19 protein-coding genes and 1 pseudogene are annotated in these 20,819 nt (G+C 58.4%); 2 read left to right on the top strand and 18 right to left on the bottom strand.

Going from position 1 to position 20,819, the window contains the following annotated elements; all coding sequences use genetic code 11:
- Positions 1-4: 4 nt before the first annotated feature.
- The 3 genes from Q0938_RS14205 to Q0938_RS14195 are packed head-to-tail and all read right to left on the bottom strand — an operon-like array spanning position 5 to position 2,424.
- Positions 5-862: a MaoC/PaaZ C-terminal domain-containing protein gene (locus tag Q0938_RS14205; RefSeq protein ID WP_185968604.1), complete on the bottom strand. Its 858-nt coding sequence runs from the start codon at positions 860-862 to the stop codon at positions 5-7.
- Between the two features lie 23 nt (positions 863-885).
- Complete coding sequence (locus Q0938_RS14200) at positions 886-2,037, bottom strand: thiolase (protein WP_073068800.1); 1,152 nt, start codon at positions 2,035-2,037, stop codon at positions 886-888.
- 3 nt (positions 2,038-2,040) lie between these two features.
- Positions 2,041-2,424, bottom strand: coding sequence for an OB-fold domain-containing protein (locus Q0938_RS14195; RefSeq protein ID WP_073068820.1), 384 nt, complete (start codon positions 2,422-2,424; stop codon positions 2,041-2,043).
- Between the two features lie 96 nt (positions 2,425-2,520).
- Here Q0938_RS14195 and Q0938_RS14190 point away from each other — a divergent pair, with 96 nt between their 5' ends.
- Entirely contained in the window at positions 2,521-3,687 is a 1,167-nt protein-coding gene (locus tag Q0938_RS14190) for a CaiB/BaiF CoA-transferase family protein (RefSeq protein WP_073068803.1), read from the top strand.
- The gene (locus Q0938_RS14185) at positions 3,684-4,850 is read left to right on the top strand and encodes a CoA transferase (protein WP_073068805.1); all 1,167 of its coding nucleotides are present in this window, start codon (positions 3,684-3,686) and stop codon (positions 4,848-4,850) included. The genes Q0938_RS14190 and Q0938_RS14185 overlap by 4 nt, the downstream gene beginning before the upstream one ends.
- 15 nt (positions 4,851-4,865) lie before the next feature.
- On the opposite strand, the pseudogene Q0938_RS14180 reads toward Q0938_RS14185, so the two are convergent.
- The 15 genes and pseudogenes from Q0938_RS14180 to Q0938_RS14110 form a co-directional block, all read right to left on the bottom strand.
- A pseudogene (locus tag Q0938_RS14180) lies at positions 4,866-6,022 on the bottom strand (acyl-CoA dehydrogenase family protein).
- Positions 6,023-6,205: 183 nt separating this feature from the next.
- Positions 6,206-7,135: an FAD-binding protein gene (locus tag Q0938_RS14175; protein ID WP_073068807.1), complete on the bottom strand. Its 930-nt coding sequence runs from the start codon at positions 7,133-7,135 to the stop codon at positions 6,206-6,208.
- Complete coding sequence (locus Q0938_RS14170; protein ID WP_073068809.1) at positions 7,135-7,893, bottom strand: electron transfer flavoprotein subunit beta/FixA family protein; 759 nt, start codon at positions 7,891-7,893, stop codon at positions 7,135-7,137. Before Q0938_RS14170 ends, Q0938_RS14175 begins: the two co-directional genes overlap by 1 nt.
- A gap of 43 nt (positions 7,894-7,936) precedes the next feature.
- Positions 7,937-8,719 (bottom strand): enoyl-CoA hydratase/isomerase family protein, encoded by a 783-nt coding sequence (locus Q0938_RS14165; protein ID WP_073068821.1) that lies wholly within the window; start codon positions 8,717-8,719, stop codon positions 7,937-7,939.
- A gap of 11 nt (positions 8,720-8,730) precedes the next feature.
- The gene (locus Q0938_RS14160; protein WP_073068810.1) at positions 8,731-9,507 is read right to left on the bottom strand and encodes an enoyl-CoA hydratase-related protein; all 777 of its coding nucleotides are present in this window, start codon (positions 9,505-9,507) and stop codon (positions 8,731-8,733) included.
- An 89-nt stretch (positions 9,508-9,596) separates the two neighbouring features.
- The gene (locus Q0938_RS14155; protein ID WP_073068811.1) at positions 9,597-10,847 is read right to left on the bottom strand and encodes an ABC transporter substrate-binding protein; all 1,251 of its coding nucleotides are present in this window, start codon (positions 10,845-10,847) and stop codon (positions 9,597-9,599) included.
- A gap of 86 nt (positions 10,848-10,933) precedes the next feature.
- Positions 10,934-12,121, bottom strand: coding sequence for an ABC transporter substrate-binding protein (locus tag Q0938_RS14150; RefSeq protein ID WP_073068812.1), 1,188 nt, complete (start codon positions 12,119-12,121; stop codon positions 10,934-10,936).
- Between the two features lie 84 nt (positions 12,122-12,205).
- Positions 12,206-13,018, bottom strand: coding sequence for an ABC transporter ATP-binding protein (locus Q0938_RS14145; RefSeq protein ID WP_073068822.1), 813 nt, complete (start codon positions 13,016-13,018; stop codon positions 12,206-12,208).
- A gap of 12 nt (positions 13,019-13,030) precedes the next feature.
- Positions 13,031-14,104: a branched-chain amino acid ABC transporter permease gene (locus Q0938_RS14140; protein WP_073068813.1), complete on the bottom strand. Its 1,074-nt coding sequence runs from the start codon at positions 14,102-14,104 to the stop codon at positions 13,031-13,033.
- 1 nt (position 14,105) lies between these two features.
- Positions 14,106-14,993 carry a branched-chain amino acid ABC transporter permease gene (locus Q0938_RS14135; protein WP_073068814.1) on the bottom strand — a complete coding sequence of 296 codons (888 nt, stop codon included), beginning with the start codon at positions 14,991-14,993 and terminating at the stop codon, positions 14,106-14,108.
- Positions 14,994-16,913 carry an AMP-binding protein gene (locus Q0938_RS14130; protein WP_073068815.1) on the bottom strand — a complete coding sequence of 640 codons (1,920 nt, stop codon included), beginning with the start codon at positions 16,911-16,913 and terminating at the stop codon, positions 14,994-14,996.
- Positions 16,906-17,691, bottom strand: a complete 786-nt coding sequence (locus Q0938_RS14125) for an ABC transporter ATP-binding protein (protein ID WP_047998078.1) — start codon at positions 17,689-17,691, stop codon at positions 16,906-16,908. The genes Q0938_RS14130 and Q0938_RS14125 overlap by 8 nt, the downstream gene beginning before the upstream one ends.
- Before the next feature lie 33 nt (positions 17,692-17,724).
- A complete protein-coding gene (locus Q0938_RS14120; RefSeq protein WP_073068816.1) occupies positions 17,725-18,579 on the bottom strand; it encodes an SDR family oxidoreductase in 855 nt (284 codons plus the stop codon).
- Positions 18,580-18,684: 105 nt separating this feature from the next.
- The gene (locus tag Q0938_RS14115; protein WP_084732224.1) at positions 18,685-19,839 is read right to left on the bottom strand and encodes an acyl-CoA dehydrogenase family protein; all 1,155 of its coding nucleotides are present in this window, start codon (positions 19,837-19,839) and stop codon (positions 18,685-18,687) included.
- An 8-nt stretch (positions 19,840-19,847) separates the two neighbouring features.
- Positions 19,848-20,819 (bottom strand): CoA transferase (locus Q0938_RS14110; RefSeq protein ID WP_299363555.1); only part of this gene is annotated, 972 nt, incomplete at its 5' end.

Raw genomic sequence — 20,819 nt, 5'->3', positions numbered from 1 at the left:
TCCCTCACGCGAAACGCGCAGCCCCATTGTTTAGAACCACCACGTCGCGGGCCGGGATCGAAGCGCGGAACCGGGCCTCGCCACCCTCTTCCCAGATCTCAAACCGCACGGTCTCGCCGGGATAGACCGGGGCGGAAAACCGCACGTCCAGCCCGACAAGCCGGGCGGCGTCATAATCGAGCAGCGATTTGAGGATCGCCCGCGCCGCCAGACCATAGGTCGCAAGGCCGTGCAGGATCGGGCGGTCGAACCCGACCGAACGCGCCACATCCGGGTCGGCATGAAGCGGGTTCATGTCACCGCTAAGGCGGTAAACCAGCGCCTGGCGCGGCAGTGTTTCGATATCGCAGACATGATCGGGCGCGCGGTCGGGCAAGGCCGCCGGGGCCGGGCCGGGCCTGTTTTCGCCACCGAACCCACCATCGCCACGGCAGAAGGCCGACATCGCCACGCGAGCCAGCTTTTCGCCGCTATCGGCATTGATGATGTCGCGGCTCTGGTAGATGACGGCACCTTTGCCCTCGCCCTTGTCGGAAATAAAGTCGATCCGGCTGCGGCCGATGATGTTGCCGTTCACCGGCAGCGGCTTGTAGATGTCTAGCCATTGTTCACCATGCAGCACCTTCTGCCAGTTCACGCCGGTCTTGGGGTCGCGCAGCCAGAAGCCCGGGTACCCCATCGTGACCGCCATTGAGGGAACCGCCCTCAGCCCAGCTTCATAGACAAAGGCCAACTCTTTCCTGTCGGTCGGATCCTCGCCAAACCCGAGGCCGAGCGCATAAAGGATCGTATCCCGATCGGTCAGTGTCTGCTCGATCTCTTCGAAGTCCCAGTTCGATAGCGCGTCGAAATCCAATGGCATGATCTTTCCTCCCTGGTTTGTTCTTAGAGGGTGTTTTGCGAACCCAAGATTGCCGTGACCTGACTGGACAGCACACCGCCGTTCCCATGGGCCAGCGCCAGGTCGACATCCCTCAACTGAATGCCGGGCGCATCGCCACGGATCTGCCGCGCCGCCTCGATCACGGTGAAAATGCCATACATGCCGGGGTGCACACAGGACAGACCCCCACCATTGGTATTCACCGGCAAGACCCCGCCCGGCGCGATGCGCCCGCCCTCGACAAAGGCGCCGCCCTCGCCCTTGGCACAAAAGCCGAGATCTTCCAGAAACAGGATCGTATTGATGGTGAACGCATCGTACAGCTCGACCACCTGAATGTCAGCGGGCGACACGCCAGCCGCGTCAAAGGCGCGTGCGCCCGACTCGCGAGCGGCGGTCACGGTGAAATCCTTCATCTGCGATATTTGCCGGTGCGAGCTTTCCGCCGCGCTGCCCAAAACGTAAACCGGGGCCTTCGGGAAGTCCTTGGCGCGGTCGGCGCGCACCATCACGATCGCCCCGCCGCCATCGGTGACAAGACAACAATCGCGCACCGTCAACGGATCGGCCACCATACGCGCGCCCAAAACATCCTCAAGACTCAGCGGGCCGCGCTCGAATGCCTCAGGGTTGTGCTGCGCCCAAGCCCGCGCGGCCACGGCCACATCGGCCAGCTGTTCGCGGGTGGTGCCAAATTCATGCATGTGCCGTGCCGCCGCCATCGCATATGCGGAAATCGGATAGCGCGGATTATACGGCGCCTCATAGGCGGGCGGGCGCGATGCCGTCACAAGCCTGCCCGACGCGGTGCGCTGGTTGGAGCCATAAACGATCAGCGCCACATCACACAGGCCGGCCTCCAGCGCCATTGTGGCGGAGGTCAAGTAATTCACGAAGGACGAACCGCCCGTCATGGTGCCGTCGATGAACCTGGGCTGAATACCCAGATATTCGGCCGCCATCAGCGCCGGCATGCTGTCTTCCATCATGGTGCAGAACAGACCGTCCACATCAGACAGCTTCAGCCCCGCATCGCCAAGCGCCGCAAGCGCGGATTGCGCCATGACATCATAGGCCGTAAGCCCATGCGCCTCGCCAAAACCCGCGTGCCCGGTTCCCACAATGGCGGATTTTCCCCGAAGTTTGGGTGTCATGGCCTATACCTCCGCCGGTTTGAACAACACGGCCGGTTGCCCCTCGGCCCCGCCCACGAAGGCGGTCACGACCATGTCGATGACAATGTCACGGGGGGCAATGCCCTCGACTCGGCTCATCATCCGAACGCCTTCCTCCAGTTCCACCACGCACACGTTATAGTCGCCGCCGCGCTCGAGCTTCTGACGCACGACAGTGGTAGTATGGACCCGGCCCTTACCGCTGGCGGGATGCCAAGAGATCGCGGTCCCATGGCAGTGCGGACACAAGACCCTTGGAAAGAAATGATAGGCTCCGCAATCATCGCATCTGGGCAGCACGATCTCTCCGTTTGTCAGCGCGCGTTGGAATATCTGGTCTGGTCCTGTGGCGTCCGGCACCGGCATTCTCCTCAAATGGCCCATTCCTGGTTAATCGTATTGATAATGTTTCTAACATCTGTTAGATTCTGTCACGCTCCTAGGATCACGTGAGAGAACGCCATGTCAAGTTCAAATTCAGCGCCCCTTTCCGGCAAGCTCGTCATCGCGCTCGAACAGGCGGTGGCGGCGCCTTTTTGCTCTTCGCGGCTTGCCGATGCCGGTGCGCGGGTGATCAAGGTCGAACGCAAGGGCGTGGGCGATTTCGCGCGCGCCTATGATACTGTTGCCAACGGCGAAAGCGCCTATTTTACATGGCTGAACCGGGGCAAGGAATCGGTCGCACTAGACATCAAAGCAGCAGAAGATCGCGATATCCTGCTGAAAATGCTGGAAAACGCGGATGTGTTCATCCAAAATCTTTTGCCGGGCGCCCTTGCAAAGCTGGGTCTGGATTCGACGACCTTGCGAGAGAAGTTCCCGCGGCTTGTGACCTGCGATATCACCGGATACGGTGAAGACGGCCCGATGCGCAACGCCAAGGCTTATGACCTTCTGGTGCAATGCGAAAGCGGCCTGGCATCGGTGACCGGCACGCCGGACGGTCCGGGGCGGGTTGGCGTGTCGGTCTGCGACATCGCCACGGGCATGACAGCTCATGCCGGGATCTGCGAAGCGCTGATCGGGCGTGAGCGCTCCGGCACAGGCAGCGGCGTTTCGGTGGCCATGTTCGACGTGATGGCCGACTGGATGTCGGTTCCGCTGCTCTATCACGACTATCTTTCCAAACCGACGCCCCGCGTCGGTCTTAACCACACGATGATCTGCCCCTACGGCGCCTATGAGTGCAGGGACGGCCAGCTTATCGTGATAGCCGTACAGCACAGCGGTGAGTGGGTGAGCTTTTGCGACAACATCCTTGGGGATACCGCCCTGGCAACCGATCCACGTTTTCACGACAACTCGACGCGGCTGCTGAACAAGCCCGCGCTCGAAGCGCTCATCAAGGCCGTGTTCGCCTCTCATGACCGCGCCGGGATGCTAAAGCGGCTTGACGCGGCGGGCATTGCATACGGGGCGGTGAACGATGTGGCGTCCCTGTCCGACCACCCCCAACTCGACCGGTCCGTCATCAGCACGCCATCTGGCGAAATCAACGTCCCTGCGCCCCCGATCCGGCGCAGCGTCGGAGAGACGACACTTGGCCCTTGCCCGGCTTTCGACGCAGACGGCAAAGCCATCCGCACCGAGTTCGACCCTCGTCATAAAACAGGATACGCGCGTAAATGACCGCTGCGCAGAAACCCGCGATCCTTGATGGCGTGAAGATTGTCGATCTTACTTCTGTGGTTTTCGGGCCTTTGGCCACGCAAATGCTGGGCGATCTGGGGGCCGATGTGATCAAGGTGGAAAGCCCCGAGGGAGATCTTTTGCGCCAGGTCCAGCCGTCCCGCAACAAGCTGATGGGTGCCGCCTTTCTGGGTGCAAACCGCAACAAACGCAGCGTCATTCTAGACCTCAAGACGCCAAATGATCGCGATCGGCTGCGCAAGCTGCTGGCCGATGCCGATGTGATGATCTCCAGCATCCGGCCCGCGGCGCTTGCCAGATTGTCCCTTGACCCCGAAACGTTGCGCCGCGAGAATCCGAAACTGATTACGGTATCCGCCACCGGCTTTGGGCAGGACGGGCCCTATGCGGCCAAACCTGCCTTCGACGACATCGTCCAATCGGTCTCGGGGATGGCCAGCTTGGCATCATTGCGCGATCCCGAAGCTGCGCCGGCCTATGCCCCGACGATCCTTGCCGACAAGCTTGGCGGCGTCACTGCGGCCTATGCTGTCATGGCCGCCTTGTTCCATCGTGAGCGCACGGGCGTGCCCCAGCATGTCGAAGTGCCGATGTTTGAAACGCTGACGTCGTTCCTGCTGACCGAACATATGGATGGTGCCACATTCGAGGACAACCCGCAAGATTTCGGCTATGCCCGCATGCTTGTCCCTCATCGCCGCCCGGTTCAGACTTCGGACGGGTTTATCACTATTCTGCCCTACACCAACGTACAATGGGCACGCTTTTTCAAGGCAGTCGGGCGGGATGACATGCTCGGCCACTTGTGGGTGACCGACATGGACACCCGCAGCCGCAACATAGGCGCGGTTTACGATATGGTGGCGCAGCTCGCGCTGACACGGACCACAAAAGAATGGCTTGCCCTGATGGAGCAGGCCGATATTCCCGCCATGCCAGTCCGAAACCTGTCAGATCTGCCCAGCGACCCCCATCTTGCCGCCACCGGTTTCTTTCAGCAGATTGCTCATCCAACGGAAGGTGCCATTTGGACAACACGCCCGCCGGTTCGATTTTCGGCAACCCCGGCGCGACACGACCACCGACCAGCCCCTCGGTTGGGCGAGCACAGCGAAGAGATCTTGGGCCCGGCCGAAGAGTAACCCCACCCGGACCGATCAGACATCCAGCGAACGAGCGATCAGTTCGTTCATGATTTCGTTGGTGCCGCCATAGATCATCTGCACCCGGCTGTCGGCGTAAAGACGCGCGATCGGGAATTCCATCATGTAACCGTATCCGCCATGCAGTTGCAGACATTCATGCATGACTTCGTTCTGCGTCTGACTGCCCCACCATTTCGCCATTGACGCGGTGGCAGCATCAAGCTCGCCAGCCTCTATTCGGGCAATGTCGTCATTGACGAAGCTACGCAGCAGTTCGGCTTTGGTCTTGCATTCCGCCAGTTTGAACCGGGTGTTCTGGAAATCCATGATCCGCTTGCCGAACGCCTTGCGATCCTGAACGTATTTTACGGTCTCATCGATCGCGAAGTCGATGAAACCAAGCGCGGTGATTCCGACATCAATCGCTCCCAGGGCAATTGCTTCATCAGCTGATAGAACCCCTGCCCTTCCTCAGTACCTAGCAGGTTGGCTGTGGGCACGCGGACATCCTCAAAAAACAGCTCGGCCGTGTCAGAGCCCTTCATGCCAAGCTTCTTTAGGTTCCTCCCACGCCGGAATCCTTCTGCTTCCTTGGCCTCCAGAACGATCAGCGACACACCCTTGGCCCCTGCGCTTCTGTCCGTCTTGGCCACCACTACGACTATGTCGGCGGTATGACCGTTGGTTATGAAAATCTTCGACCCGTTGATCTTGTAGTGATTGCCGTCTCGTTCTGCATAGGTCTGAACGCTCTGAAGGTCCGAGCCGGTGCCCGGTTCTGTCATGGCGATAGCGGCGACGCTTTCGCCGCTAATCAACCGCGGCAGCCACTTTTTCTTTTGCCCTTCACTGCCGTAGGTGTTCAGATAGTGAATTACGATGCTCTGGATGCCGTAACCCCAGCCGGTATCTCCGGTGCGCCCTTGTTCATAGACAGTGATCGCGTCAAACCCAATACCGCCCCCGAATCCACCATACTCCTCCGCAATGGATCCGCCCATGACGCCCTGCTCGCCGACGACCTTCCAGAACTCTCTGTCGACGATGCCTTGTGACGCCCATTTGTCGACATTTGGCGCCATCTCGGCATCAAAAAGTTTGCGGGTACTCTCCGCGAACATCTTGTGTTCATCGGAAACCCAGTTTGGGGAGTTCTTGATCAGAGACATGTTTTTTCCTACAAAGGCGACTTGATCTGTTGAAATCTATCAGGTGTCTTGTCTTGAAAATGAGGAGGAACAGGTTCAACAGATTAAGCAAATATCCTCCCAAGAGCCGGTTCCCCTACTGGTTGCTCCCGTTCATGATAAGCTCCGCGCAAGGCGGACCTTTCAAACGCTGTGCGCCCCGAATCAACTGAGTTTCTCGATCAATTCCGGCACCGCGGTGAAAAGATCCGCGACAAGGCCATAGTCGGCAACCTGGAAGATCGGGGCTTCTTCGTCCTTGTTGATGGCGACGATGATCTTGCTGTCCTTCATGCCGGCAAGGTGCTGGATCGCACCCGAGATGCCGACCGCGACATAAAGATCGGGGGCCACGACCTTGCCTGTCTGTCCGACCTGCCAGTCGTTGGGCGCGTAGCCCGAGTCAACGGCGGCACGGGATGCACCGACGGCGGCACCCAGCTTGTCGGCCAGTTTCTCGATCAGGGCGAAGTCAGCTTCCGAGCCGACGCCGCGCCCGCCCGACACAACCACGCCTGCGCTGGTCAGTTCGGGGCGGTCCGAGGCGGCCACCTTGTCTTCGACCCATTCGGACAGGCCGGGGTTGTCGCCCGTGGCAATCGCCTCAACCGAGGCAGAGCCGCCCATCGGGGCCAGATCGAAGGTCGAGGTGCGGATCGTCATGACCTTGACGCTGTCAGTAGATTTCACGGTCTGGATCGCGTTGCCCGCATAGATCGGACGCTCAAACGTGTCTGCATCGACCACGCCCACGACATCGGACAGGATCATCACGTCCAGCAGAGCGGCGACGCGCGGCATGATGTTTTTCGCATCCGTCGTGGAGGGGGCCACGATATGCGAATACTCCGAGGCCATGCTGGCGATCAGCGCGGCGACGGGTTCAGCCAGACGGTGCCCATAGAGCGCGTCTTCGGCGACAAGCACCTTGGAGACGCCTGCAATCTTGGCCGCCTCATCCGCGGCGGCCTTGGCCGATGCGCCGGTGCAGAGCACGGTCACTTCGCCCAATTGCTTGGCCGCAGTGACGGCCTTGGCGGTGGCGTCCAGCGCCAGCGTGCCGTCGGTTACTTCACCAATCAGAAGAACAGCCATTATACAGCCCCCACTTCCTTGAGTTTCGCCACAAGCTCATCGACCGAGCCCACCTTGATGCCTGCCGCGCGCGCTGCGGGTTCCGTGGTCTTGACCACAGTCAGGCGCGGGGTGACATCGACGCCGTAATCGGCGGCGGTCTTTTCATCGAGTTGCTTTTTCTTGGCCTTCATGATGTTCGGCAGCGATGCATAGCGCGGCTCGTTCAGGCGCAGATCGGCGGTGACGATGGTGGGCAGTTTCACCTTGATCGTCTGCAGGCCGCCATCCACTTCGCGCGTGACCAGCGCATGATCGCCCTGAATGTCCAGATGCGAGGCGAAGGCCGCCTGTGACCAGCCCAGCAGAGCGGACAGCATCTGACCGGTTGCGTTCATGTCATTGTCGATGGCCTGTTTGCCCGCAATCACCAGACCGGGGTTTTCCTCGGCGATGACGGCTTTCAGGATCTTGGCCACGGCCAGCGGTTCGATGTCGTTGTGAACATCGTCCGTAGCCACGACCAGAATGGCGCGGTCGGCGCCCATGGCCAGCGCGGTCCGCAGGGTTTCCTGCGCTTGCTTGACGCCGATGGAAACCACCACGACCTCATCAGCCTTTCCCGCTTCCTTCAACCGGATCGCCTCTTCCACCGCGATCTCGTCGAAAGGGTTCATGGACATTTTGACATTGGCGAGATCGACACCGCTTCCGTCCGCCTTGACGCGAACCTTCACGTTGTAGTCGATCACACGTTTGACAGGCACGAGTACCTTCATTGGCGTGGTCTCCCTTGAGTTCTTCGATATGGTTTCGACCGACTTATCGGTCCGTGAATTGTGGTTTGCGCTTCTCCGAAAACGCGTTCATAGCTTCGGGAAAGTCATGCGCGCACAGCAGAACACTTTGGCAGTCACGCTCGATGTCCAGAGCCTCAAGATAACTACATTCCGCCGACGCGCGCATCACACGCTTGGCGGTTTGAACGCCGAACATCGGATGCTGTGCAATCTCGCGCGCGATCTCAAGCGCGCGGGCCTCGACCTGTCCGGCCGGCACACATTCCTCGACGACGCGCAGGTCGCGGGCGGTGCGCCCGTCGATCTCGCGCCCCGTGAGAACAAGCGTCCGCGCCACGCCCGCGCCGGCGCGTTGCTGAAGAAGCCAGCTCGACCCGGTGTCAGGGCAGCCGCCGACACGGGCAAAAACCTCGCACAGCCGGGCATCTTCGGCCGCTACGACGATATCCGCCGACAGGGCCAGGCTCAGGCCGGCACCGAAGGCGACACCGCAGACGGCGGAGATCAGGGGTTTCCGAAAGAGATACGCGGCGCGCCCGCCATCATGAACCTTGTCCACCATTTCCGATGTGGCTCTCGCGCCTTTGGCAATCTCAGACTGAAAGCCGACCAGATCCCCACCGCTGCTGAAATAATCGCCACCGGTCATGACAACTGCGCGTAGCGTGTCGTCCCGCTCCGCCTGCCGCAGGCATGCTACGAGATCCTCGACAAACCCGATGCTGTAGGGGTTACGTTTCCCGGGCTGGGTAAAGCGTAGGATGCCGATAGGGCCGTCCCGGTCTAGGCGCATCAACTCGGTCATGCCAATCTCCTTCAGGTTCCGGTCCACACCGGGGCGCGCTTTTCGGCGAATGCTCTGGGGCCCTCGATTGCGTCATTGCTGGCGTAAACGACCTCGTGCAGGCGCTTACCTTCTTCCAGACCGCCTGCGCAGCCCAGATCCATGGTGGCGCGAACGCCGCCTTTGGCGGCGATCACGGAAAGCGGCGCGCCCCCGGCAATCCGCTTGGCGAGATCCAACGCCCGCGCGCGCACCGCGTCCGGCGTATCCTCGAGATAATTGGTGAACCCGTAATCATGCAGACGCTCAATCGGCATCAGATCGCCGGTCAGAAGGATTTCCATGAGAATGGGTTGCGGCAGCATCGACAGCGCCGGCGCCGCCCAAGGCGACCCCCGGCCAATCTTCACCTCTGTAACACCAACCTTTGTTCCCTTGAGGCCGACGCGCAGGTCGCAATTGAGGGTCAGCATCATGCCCCCCGCCATCAGCGATCCGGTCATCGCGGCGATGATCGGCTTCTTGCAGGCGCGCATGGTTTCATGAAACGGGTCACGCATTTTCGTCAGAATATCGACCCCTTCATCACGCGCTATCTGCGAAGCTTCCTTCAAATCCAGCCCGGCACTGAAGACACCGCAATCGGTCGAGGTAAGTATCGCCACGCGGACGGTGTCATCCGCTCCGATTTTCTTCCAAGCATCTGTCAGCCCGTTCGTTGCGTCCACAGACAACGCGTTCTTGCGTTCGGGCCGATTGATACAGACGGTCGCGATTCCGTCTTCAATTGTAAGCTTGATCGGGCTCATGGTTTCCACTTCGTTTCTCCAGCATCGTTTTAACTTGAACACGCGGTTGTTGCTCCCCCGCGACATGATCGCCACGGGGGAGCTGCCATCTATTCGACAGTGAACTTCGCCGAGCTTTCCTTGATCACTTCCCACACCACATCGATGTAGTCCGCGCTCCAGTCGGTCAAAGGAACCCAGTTTGCCCCGTCCCATTGTTCAATGCGTGTCTTGCCACCGCCACCGTGATCCTGGGGCGTTACGGTCACAGGGGCCATCAAGCCATTGGCGTCGAAGTTTTCTATCGCCTCGTAGCCCGATTTCATGCTCTCGGGCGTCAACGGCCAACCGTTCTCCTGGATCGCAAGCCGAGCAGCTTCGAAACCCGTCGTATAGACCGCAAGGCCGAGATTGTAGTATACGTCACGAACCAGGCTTTCCGGCCCACTTCCCTTTCCGTTTGCATAGTAGGTGTCGAGCATCGTCTTGACGATCGGCACGTCTTGCCCGCCGGCCACGTTAGTCCCGCGCAAGACACCTTTTGCCTCTTCCGCGCCGATGTTATTTATATCGACCTCGTTCATCCAGTTCACCGACAAGTAGCGGTCGATTGGGAAACCGTTACGACGCATTTCCTTGGACGCAACAGCATGCCCACCGGCCAATAGCCAGCTGATCACATAGTCAGGCTTGTCTCGGCGAATCTTGCTCCATGCGCCGGACTGATCCGACCCCGGCAGCGGAACCGGATAGAGCTCCAGTTGGAAGCCTTCCTTCTCGGCAAGCGTCTTAAGAATCTCGATCGGCTCCTGCCCGAAAGGATAGTCCAGATAGATGAAGCCGATCTTGGCATCGCTCAGATCGCCCCCCATTTGGCCCTTGATGAAGGCAACATCGTTCGCCGCCTGCTGCCAATAGGTCGGACCGACAGGGAAGACCCATCCGAAAACCTCGCCGTCGACTGCGTCACCACGGCCGACGAAAGATTGCATCAAAATGTTGCCATCCTTCATGGCACGCGGCAAAGCCGCGTTCGTGACCGGCGTAGACAGGAAGTTGTAGATAAAAACGCCCTCACGCTTCAGCTGCTCATAGCATTCCACGCCCCGCTGCGGCTCATTGCCGTGATCGCGCACGATGATTTCAACCGGGTGCCCCTCGATGCCACCGTTTTCATTGGTGTACATCGCAAGATCTTGGGCCGCCTGTGCGACCTGTGGCGTAATGAATGCGTATGACTTGCTGAGGTCAAAGCAGAGGCCGAACTTGATCGGCTCATTTTCCTGAGCTGATGCCATCGCCCCGCTGGTTGCCAACGCAGCGGCGATGGCAATAGTCCATACTTTCCGTTTGGTTTTCATGTTTCTCTCTCCCGTTGTTGAACGCAGGGCTCATAGTTCCAATACTGATTCTCAGCCCCACGCATTTTGCGTTCAGTTGCCATTCTTCATTCCCCGTACTTCGAAGAACTTTCCCTAACGACGTCCCAAACAACTTCTCCGTACGCCGCGATCCAGTCAGTCTGCGGAACCCAGGTTTCGCCATCCCACATCTCGATACGCGTCTTGCCGCCGCCGCCGTGATCCTCGGCTGTGACCGTGATTGGTGCCATCAGACCGTTGGCGTCGTAGTTTTCCAGCGACTCTAGGCCCTTTTTATAGGATTCCGCCGTGATCGGCATCCCCTCCAGGTCTGCGGCCCTGCGGGCAGCCTCGAAGATGATCGAATACATCGCCAGACCTGTGTTGTAATAGACGTCCTGCGTGTTCACGAGCGGACCGGAGCCCTCTCCCTCGTCATAAAGTTTATTGATGATCTCCAGACGCAGGGGCACGTCCTGACCACCCACGACATTTGTGCCGCGCTTGAGCCCGGTGGCGGCCTCGGCGCCAATATTGGCGATGTCGACTTCATTCAGCCAGTTTACGGAAATATACTTGTCCATCGGAATGCGATTGCGTTGCATTTCCTTCGAAGCGACGACATGCGCACCACCAAGCATCCATGAGATCACATGGTCGGGATTGTCACGACGCATCTTCGACCATGCACCGGATTGATCGCTGCCCGGCAGCGGCACGGGGTAAAGCAGTAGTTCGAAACCCTCTTTCTGCGACAGCGTTTTCAGAATCTCGATCGGCTCCTGCCCGAACGGGTAGTCGAAATAAATGTAGCCGATCTTGACGTCCGAGAGATCGTCGTCATGTAGCTGTTTGATATATCTGATATCGTTTGCCATCTGCCCCCAATATGTCGGGCCGACGGGATAGACCCATTCGAAAACGGTTCCATCCACCGCATCGCCCCGACCCACCAGTGACTGCATCAGAATCCGCCCATCTTCCATAGCGCGTGGCAGGATCGCCAAAGATACAGGCGTCGACAGCGTGTCGAAGACGAAAACCCCTTCCCGGCTCAGCCTGGAATAACACTCGATGCCGCGCTGTGGCTCGTTTCCGTGATCACGAACGATAACCTCTACCGGCTCTCCACCGATACCACCCTGCATGTTGATCAGCTTCGCCACATCCATCGCCGCCTGCGACACCTGAGGCGTGGCGAAAGTATAGGCCTTGCTAAGATCATAACAAACCCCGACCTTGAATGGCTCCGCCAGAGCCAGTGTTCCGGCCATCTAGCTCCCCATCATAGAAAAAACAGCTAGTGTCTTGGTAAGTTTCTTCATCTTTTCCTCCCTGAACAATCTCTGTCTAGTGACTTAACTCAGCCAACGCTTGCGTCGGCTGTAATGTTTGACATTGTGAAAGTTGGTACCTTCTCCGCCGCCAAGGTAGAATTCCTGGATGTCCGAGTTGGATTTGAGCGCCTCGGCTGTACCATGCATGACCACGCGGCCGTTTTCGATCAGATAACCTTCCGAAACGATTTCCAGCGCGGCCAAGGCATTCTGTTCAACCAAAAGCACCGACAAACCCTCCTCGCGGTTGATTTTTTGAAGGATGCCGAAAATTTCAGCCACCAAGAATGGCGCTAGCCCAAGACTCGGCTCATCGAGCATCAGAAGACTCGGTTGGGTCACAAGAGCTCGGCCAATGGCAAGCATTTGCTGTTCGCCGCCCGACAGATAACCCGCCTGCGAATTGCGGCGCTCGGCAAGCCTGGGAAAATAGTCGTATATTTTATCCTTTTGCACACTCAATTCAGATCTGGACATTCCCATCGGTGCGGCCGCAGTCAGGTTCTCGTCTGGAGTCAGATGCTCGAAAACGCGCCGTCCTTCGATGACGTGACAGATGCCCATTTCGACACGTTTCTGCGCCAGCATCTCTGTGATGTCGGTCCCGTCAAACTTTATCTCACCCCGGCTGATATGGCCGCGTTCTGCCTTCAGAAGACCACTGATCGCCTTCAATGTTGTGCTTTTTCCGGCTCCGTTGGAGCCCAGAAGCGCGACCATTCCGCCCTTCGGCACCTGAACAGAAACGCCTTTGATCGCCAGCATTACGTTGTCGTACAGCACCTCGATGCTATTCATCGACAGAATGGACTGGCCTTGGGCTTTCTCTTGCATCGGCATTCCTCTTTACTTTCTGAGCTGATCGAAGGGCCAGGTCATAAGATAGTCTCTGATATTGCCGTAGAGTTTTCCGAGACCTAGCGGTTCGATCATGAGAATGATGACGATCAACGCGCCGTAGACCGCATTGGGGATATGAGCGAGCGTTTCCACATTGACCTGCATGCCGAGCTCTTCGCTCGCTGTCACGACGAGCCCGTTCACCAGCCCCGGCACGAGCAGGATCAACGCAACTCCGAAATAGGACCCGATGATGCTGCCAAGTCCGCCTACGATCACCATCGCCAATACCTGGATTGATACGTTTACCGAAAACTGTTCGGGTGCGGCCAGAAAGTAGAAGGTCGCGACCAGCAGGGCCCCGCTGACACCGGCAATGAAAGACGATGCCGCGAAGGCTAGGATCTTGTAGTAGAAGCTGTTTACGCCGAGGATCGCCGCAGCAAAATCCTTCTCACGCACTGCGACAAGTGCACGTCCCAGCCCAGTGCGCTTGAGGTTTAGCATGAAGATTGTGACCAAGACGCACCAGCCAAGTGCGACATAATAATAGCCGGCATCAGAGGTGATCTGCTGTCCTAACAGCGCCAAAGTTGGAGCCTGAAGTGATGCGTGTGACCCGCCGGAAATCGTTGGGGAGTGGGTCAATACCCAGTCCATCACGAATTGCATCGCGAGGGTCGTGAGCGCGAGATAAAGACCTTTGACCCGCAATGCAGCAAAGGCGAACAGACTGCCGATCACTGATGCCGCCAACCCACCAATGATCAAGGCGATTTCCCAAGGCACCCCGAGCCGCACGGTATGTATGGCCGAATAGGCACCAACGGCCATTACTGCGGCATATCCGAGATGGAGCTGTCCGGCCCAGCCTGTCACCAAGTTCAGTCCTAAAGCGGCGGCGGTCCAGATCAGCCAAGGCAAAATGTAACTGTTAAGGTAAAGTGACGGTAGGATAAACGGTGCCGCAAGTCCGATCAACAGAAGGAACACCGCCAAGTTCCGGTCTGCCGGAACTTTGAACATGCGGCTGTCCGAGATCAAGCTGGAGTGGTAGACACCCGAGAGTCGATAGAACATTTTACACCCTTTCGATGTCGTGACGGCCGAACAGTCCGTGCGGACGGATCATGACCGTAAGAATCAGGACCGCGGCGACGATGAGTTCGCGGCTGCCGCCTCCGACAAGCGGATCAAGAAATTCCGCACCGACATTTTCGATTACGCCCAGAATGATACCAGCAACGATCGCGCCTAATATGCTGTCGAGACCACCCAGAACAGCGACAGTCAGACCCTTGAGAAGCAGAAGCGACAGTGCCTGATCGACACCCTGGATTTCGCCCCAAATGACACCTGCCGCCACAGCCACCACAGAAGCGAGGGCCCAGGACAGCCCGACACCGCGCTCGACCGAAATTCCGACAGACCATGATGCCATGTAATCATCCGCGATCGCCCGCAATTTGATCCCGGTCCGGGTTCGAAAGAACACAATGAAAGCGACGAACAGGGCAAGCGCAACGCCGGCGCCGACCAGATGGATGCGGCTGATGAAGATGTCGCCCAGGAGCAATGGTTCATAGCTGACACCGAGTTCCATCGAACGCGACGTCCCACCCGAGATTGCAAGCGTTGTGCCCCGCAGGAAGATGTCGAGGCCAAGTGTCAGCATCAGGATCATGACGACCGGACGGCCCGCGAGACGCCGAAGCGCCACCCTTTCAATGCCAAACCCCAGACCGAACATGACGACCGCAGCAAGCGGAATAGCTAGCCATAACGGCATTCCCAGATCGCGCGCTAGGGCAAGAACCACATAAGCCCCGACCATTGTCAGCCCGCCCTGCGCCAGATTGGGCACCGAGGATGCCTTATAGACCAGGACCAGGCCGATGGCAAAAAGTGAATACAACAGACCCGTCAGGGCACCGTTGATCGCAAGCTCTGATAAAAAAACCCAATCCATTTAAACCTCCCTTATGGGAAGGTTTCTTTCAACCTTCCCCATTTCTCCGGTCTCGTAAGCCACCTGGGCACTCACATGGACCTCGGCTGAACCGTCGTAGAGTGCCGCGATAACGTCGGCATAGCGTTCCTCTACGACCTTGCGACGCAATTTTCGGGTTCGAGTGATCTCGCCGTCGTCCGGGTCAAATTCCTTTGGAAGGCAGACAAAGCGCTTCAGGTGCAGTGGCTCGGTGACGGCCTTGTTTACCCGTTCGAAAGCCGGGCGTATTAGCGCCGCGACTTCGTCGCGCTGAGACAAATCTGAATAGGACACATATGGCACACCGTTCACCTCGGCCCAATGACCGACAGCTTCAAAATCCACGCAGATCATCGCAGTCAGCTCATTCCGCCCCGCTCCGACAACGGCCGCATCCTTGATATACGGACTGAATTTCAGCCGGTTCTCTATATAGTTAGGCACGTAGCGTTCACCGCCCGCCGTATGCATGACCTCGGAGACGCGCCCCAGAACCACAAGCTGGCCATTATCCTCCAGATAGCCGGCGTCACCGGTATGCAACCACCCGCTCACCAAGGCTTCAGCGCTCGCCTCCGGTTTGTTGAAGTAGCCATCAAACACGCTTTCCGAGCGCAAGAGAATTTCGCCGCTCGCATCGATCTTCACCTCGACACCGGGCGCGGGTTTACCGACGGTATGCAGGCGCACTTCGTTAGGGGCTTGCATCGCGGTGATCGCACTGTTCTCCGTCTGGCCGTAGAACTGGCGCAGCTTGATCCCGAGGGCGCGATAGAACACGAAGGTGTCTTCGCCAATTGCCTCGCCACCGGTAAACGCACTCCTCAGGCGACTCATGCCGAATTGATCCTTGATTGGACCGAAAATGAGCGCCTCCCCCAGAAAACGGCCCAGTGGTTCCAACGCACCGCCACTGTGGCCGTTCAGCTTGCGCGTCTCGGCGGCAATCGCCCGGTCCATGAAGAAGTGGTAAAACCACTTTTTCAACGGGGTTGAGTTCTCCATGCCGACTTGGATCGTAGTTAACATTTGGTCCCAGCTCCTGGGTGCCGCCAAATAAAAGGTCGGTGCGATTTCCCGCATGTCCCGCACGACCGTTTCCTGCCTCTCCGGTACGTTCACTGTGAACCGGAACATCAGCGCCGCCGCCACCGTGATGGCATAATCGCCGACCCAGGCCATCGGGAGATATGCGAGGATGTCCTCATCCTCTCCGTACACTCCCGCCGCGTGGCCGTTGCGAGCTGCGGCAAGAACGTTTTTTTGGCTCAGTACGACACCCTTCGGTTTGCCCGTGGTTCCCGACGAATGCAGGAAGATTGCCGGGTCCTCGGGTTTTGCTCTGTTCAGAAGTTCATCGCGGCGGTGTGGATCCAAGTTGAGATAATCCAGTCCGACTTTAATCAGGTGATCCCATGACATTAGTCCATCGTCTTCATAGGATCCCAAGCCGCGTGTTTCATCGTATATAACATGAGCTATGCCACTCGCGCTCGCACTCCGTAGCTCGAGGAGTTTGTCCACCTGCTCCTGATCTTCTGCTATGGCTGCTACGATCTCGACCTCGCTCAGGAAATGCTGAAGCTCTTCGATCGTTGCGCCAGGATAAGCCGGCATTGCATAAGCCCCGAGTAGCGAAATCGCGAGCATGCCTCCATATAGCCGCGCACGGTTGTCGCCCAGAATGAGCACAGCCTTGCCGGGCTTTACGCCGATCTTCTCAAGCCCGGCAGCGCAGGCCAGTACTTCTTCGGCGTACTCTGCCCAGGTGGTTTCTTTCCAGATTCCACGCTCCTTTTCGCGAATAGCAATATTCGACCCGTAGCTTGACGCGTTCCGTGCCAGCAATGCCCCGATCGTTTCGCTGGCGGAAAACTGCGATTTTGCTGCTTCAACCATGCGATCCTCCAATATATGCCTCGATAACCCTAGGATCTTTTACAACATCCTTCGGGATACCGCTGGCGATCATTTCGCCGTAGTTGAGTGCCAGCACCCGATCACAAATACCGATGATGACGTCCATATGATGTTCGATAAGCAGGACACTAACGCCGCGTTCATCCCGCGCGTCCAGAATGAAGCGGGACATATACCCCTTCTCCTCCTGGTTCATACCCGCCATCGGCTCGTCAAGGATCAACATCTGCGGCTCTGCCACCAGGGCCCGCGCAAGTTCGACCCGCTTTTTCAGCCCGATCGGAAGGCCGTCGACCAGTTCGTACCGGATGCTCTCGAGCTGCAGGAACTCGATCACCTCCTCGACGATTTTGCGGTTCTCGACTTCTTCAGGGCGGGCCGCCCACCAATAGAACGCCGTGCGGAAAACTCCTGGGTGCATATGAATGTGCCGGCCGAGCAGGATATTATCGAGAACGCTCATCCCATTGAAGAGCGCGAGGTTCTGAAACGTCCGGGCCACACCGAGCTTTGCAACCTTGTGGGGTGCCGTGCCGGTGATGTTCTTTCCGGCCAACCGGACAGTCCCCTCGTTTGGCGGGTAGAACCCGGTGATTGCATTGGTAAGCGTCGTCTTGCCACTGCCATTCGGCCCAACAAGGCCGAAGATTTCCCCTCGCTGGATGACAAGATCGACACCGGTGACAGCAACGATACCGCCAAAACGGCGTTCGATCCCTGTGCATTCCAGTATCGGCTTATTACTTAGTGTCGTCATATGGCCCCCGTTTTCCCCCAGGCAATGCACGTATCAAGATATCCGGAAGTAATCCGGTCGACCTGTGGGCCAGGGATCTCCCCACAACTGCTGCCCACCGTCGATATTCAGAACTTCACCGGTTACGAATTTCCCCGAATTTGCCGCCATATAAACAACGCCTTCGGCGACATCCCATTCGTCGCCGGCGTGGCGCATCGGATTTGAGTCCTGGAAGGTGGCCGCGCCGTCTTCGGGATAGTTGTGAAAGCCGTTGCTTTCACAACATCCGGGCGCCACGCAGTTCACGCGAATCCCATGCGGCGCCCACTCTACCGCGACCGATTTTGACAAGTATATCACCCCTGCTCGCGCCGCACAGGTATGCGCGATGCCCGGCATGCCGCGCCAGATGTCGGCCACGATATTCACGATGGAACCGGGTCGCTTTTGCTCGACCCAGTGTCGTGCGGTGGATTGCATCATCCACCAGGTCCCGTTGAGGTTGGTGTCGATGACCGCGTTCCAGCCCTTCGGAGAAAAGTCCAACGCTGCTTGGGGAAACTGACCCCCGGCATTGTTCACCAGAACGTCAATCGATCCGAATTCACGGTTGACCTCGCCAACGAAGTCCTCGACCTGGCCAGGATCCCGGATCGTCATAGGCTTGGCAAACACCATGCCACCAAAAGTTTCGAGAAATTCCTTCGCCGTGGCCAGCTTTACCGCGTCGCGTCCATTGATCGCAAGATTGGCACCCAACCTAGCGAACAGCACCGCAATGGAAAGACCCAAGCCACCGCCGGCGCCCGTCACAGCAACGGTTTTACCCGCAAACAAGTCGCTTGCATACACGGTTGCGCGTGACGCCAAGCCTCCTCGCGAAGACCCGTACTGCGTCTTAGTCATGACGCCTCCTCCCTGTGTCCCGTTCGGGTTCGTTGCGGATAATCTGACGCGTGTTAGAAAACTATGCAAGACAAGAATGCGCTTTGCTATAGTGATCACCTCTCGTCAGTAAGACTTTGGAAGCCCTAACGCTTTTTCGGCGATGAACGACAAAAGCATCTGTGGTGTCACGGGGACGATACGGAAAAGTAGTGCCTCTCTTACCAGACGCTCCACATGATATTCCTTGGCGTATCCAAACCCGCCAAAGGTAATCTGCGCTGCTTCAGTCGCCTCGACCGCGGCATCTGCGGCCAGTAGCTTGGCAGCGTTGGCTTCCACTCCGCACGCCTCTCCCGAATCATAGAGGGCGGCGGCATGCATCACCATGAGATTGGCAGCTTCCACCCGTGCCCATGCCATTGCCAGCGGATGCTGGATGCCCTGATTCTGGCCGATCGGCCGCCCAAAGACCACACGCTCGTTGGCGTATTGCGCGGCGCGCACCAATGCATTGCGTGCGATGCCGATGCATTCGCCGGCAACGAGGATGCGTTCCGGGTTCAGCCCATGCAGAATCTGTCGGAAACCCTTGCCCTCTTCCCCAATCAAGTCTTCGGCCGGGATTGGCAGTCCGTCGATGAACATCTCATTCGAGTCAACGGCTTTCCGGCCCATTTTTTCGATTTCGCGAACATCCACGAAATTGCGGTCCAGATCCGTATAGAACAGGCTCAAACCCTCGGTCGGGTTAGTCACGTCTTCAAGCCGTGTCGTTCTGGCCAGAAGCAACATCTTGTGGGCCACCTGCGCGGTCGAAATCCAGACCTTTTGACCATGAACGACGTACCTGTCCCCCTGTCGCACAGCTATGGTTTTAAGCTTGGTGGTATCCAGCCCGGTCGTCGGCTCGGTTACAGCGAAACAAGCTTTTTGATCGCCGGCGATCAGAGGGGGCAGCATGCGAGCGCGCTGTTCATCGGTTCCGAACTTGACCACCGGGTTGAGCCCGAAAATGTTCATGTGGATGGCCGAGGCCCCGCTGGCGCCAGCCCCCGATTCGGCAATCGCCTGCATCATGATGGTCGCTTCGGTGATCCCCAGACCAGCACCGCCTACGTCTTCCGGCATGGCAATGCCAAGCCAGCCACCATCTGCCATCGCCCTGTGCAAATCATGAGGGAAACCCCCGTTCCGATCCCGGTCCAGCCAGTAGTCGTCATCAAACTGCACACATACACGCAGGATCTGATCTCGAATTTCCTTTTGTTCACCCGTCATTCGAAATGTCATTGTGTCTCGCTCCCATCCACACCTACAAACCCTGCCTCACACAGGACAGTGATCCGGTCATCTTCATATCCAAGATTGCGCAGAATGCTTCGGCTGTCCGCGCCCGGCGGCCGCCCTAGCCAGCGCAACTCACCGGGGGTGGCGCTGAGATGCGGGATAGGTCCAATCACCTGCGTCTGCTCGCCCTCAACCGATACGATGTCGCCGCGATGACGTATCTGCTCATTCGTCATGATCTCCTCGACGCTCAGCACACGAGAGGCAACCGCATCATAGCGGGCAAACTCCGCCTCGACTTCCGCAAGCGTGTGTTGCGTGACGAAATCATTTATGGCGTCGAAGACCACGGCCATATGCTGCGACATCTCGTCGAGTGTAGCGAACCGCGGATCATCGGCCAGCGCATCTCCGCCGACCGCCCGCAACAGGCGTTGCGCTGTTTCTGCGCTGCCAGCCGAAACGGTCACCCACACCCCATCAGAGGTTCGGAACATGCCCCCCGGCGCAAAATCCATCGGCTGGCGCAGCCCGTTGCGCCGCGGCGAGAGGTTCGCGCCCGTCAATGCGGGCACGGGATAGTCCATCAGTCGAAGCAGCGCCTCGAACACCGCAAGATCGACGACCTGACCACGCGCAATCCCTTTTTCCCGGGCAAACAGCGCGATCATGATCCCCAAAGCACCCATCAACCCTGTCGTGCTGTCGGCCGCTGGAAATCCGGGGTGCATCGGTGGCCCGTCCGCAAAACCAGTCAGATGGGCTAGACCACTCAACGCCTCTGCCGCGCGCCCGAAAGCGGGCACGTCCCGCATCGGGCCGTCCTGACCGTAACCCGAAACGCGCAGAATAACTAAATCCGGGTTCCACTTATGCAGGGTTTCAGGCCCTACACGGCTCTGTTGCACAAATCGCGTGAGGGATTCATCTCGTGAATCCAGCGTGGTAGCTGTGATGCATGAGCAGACCCA

This window comes from uncultured Paracoccus sp., from assembly GCF_947496875.1.
In the GTDB taxonomy this organism is placed as follows: Bacteria; Pseudomonadota; Alphaproteobacteria; order Rhodobacterales; family Rhodobacteraceae; genus Paracoccus.
This window is presented reverse-complemented; position numbering and strand designations above follow the sequence as displayed.